Raw genomic sequence first — 1,352 nt, 5'->3', positions numbered from 1 at the left:
ACCCCGGTGGTGCCCGCAATGTCAGTGCTGCAGGCGTCGGGTGAGTTGGTGGTGTTGCTTGGCCGGGTCAGGGCGGATCTGGCCCGTGCGGCGGAGTTGGCCGCGGCGACGACCGGCCTCGAGTGTCTGTCCGGGCAATCGGATGAGACCCTGCTGGCGGTGGTCGTTGAGGGTGAGGCCGCCGCCCGGCAGTTGGGCTGTGTGCAGGCATCGGCGGCGGCGATCCTGGACGACCGCTCGTCCTACGCTGCTGGCTCTTCGGGGCTCTCGGCCCGTTACGGCCACAACCGTGCCAGCTACATGCTGGAAGACATCGCCCGCATCAGCAACAGCGAAGCGACCCGGCGGGTGAAGGTGGGCGCCGCGATGCGCAGTCACCTGACGATGACCGGGGAGAGTGTGCCGGCACAATACCCGGCCATCGGTGCCGCGATCGAGACGGGGGATATCAGTGTCGATTGTGCCGCCCGGATCATGACCGGGCTGGATGCTGCACGCAAACACCACCGCGAGGGCGACCCCGCCACTGAGATGGTCTGGGACGACAGCTTCCGCGCCGCGGAAACCCACCTCGTCGACGCGTCCACCACCACCTCTCCCGACCTACTGCAAGTACAGATCGTTCAGTGGCGTGAAGCCCTCGATCCCGACGGCGCCCAACCTCGGGAAGAAGAAATCCGGTCCCGCCGCGGGTTCCGCCAGGGCCGCGAACGCAACGGCATCACCCGCAACACCTGGGACACCACCGGGGAAGATACCGCCCGGATCAAAGCGGCCATCGCCGAATCCGACGCCGCCGCCACACCCCGATTTGTCTGCACCGACGACGCCGTGAACACCGACGAGGCCGAGCAGCTGAAAACACACGGCGTGGCCCTGGCCGACCCCGAACACACTGCCCGGCTACTCACCACCAACCAGCTCGACATCCCCACAAGCACACCCACAAGCACAGGCGAGGTGGGCTGCGCCGATCACAGCACCACCGGTGCGCGACGATTTCGTGGCACCGCGACGATCACAGCGCCGGTGGATCCCACCACTACCGGTGTGGTCACCGCGACCACAGATCTGCGCTCTCGGGAACAACGCCACTGCGACGTGATGTCTGGCCTGTTTATGGCAGGGCTGCGGGCATCCAAAAATGAAACCGGCGACGCCCGCTCCACGATCGAAGTCACCGCCGTCGTCACCGCAGCCGATTTGGAAGCCGGAGTCGGTGTCGGCTGGTTGGATGGCATCAACGAACCCGTCTCGCTCAGCACCATCGAGGAACTCGCCTGCACCGACGGCATCCGCCCCGTCCTCCTCGGACGCAGCGGAGAGGTCCTCTACCTCGGGCCCAAACCGCG

General features: G+C 66.7%; 1 protein-coding gene. It reads left to right on the top strand.

The features are described 5' to 3' along the window. Nucleotides 1-18: 18 nt before the first annotated feature. Nucleotides 19-1,352 (top strand): DUF222 domain-containing protein (locus B0I08_RS17500; protein WP_146134474.1); only part of this gene is annotated, 1,334 nt, incomplete at its 3' end.

Source organism: Glaciihabitans tibetensis (assembly GCF_003003265.1).
In the GTDB taxonomy this organism is placed as follows: Bacteria; Actinomycetota; Actinomycetes; order Actinomycetales; family Microbacteriaceae; genus Glaciihabitans; species Glaciihabitans tibetensis.
This window is presented reverse-complemented; position numbering and strand designations above follow the sequence as displayed.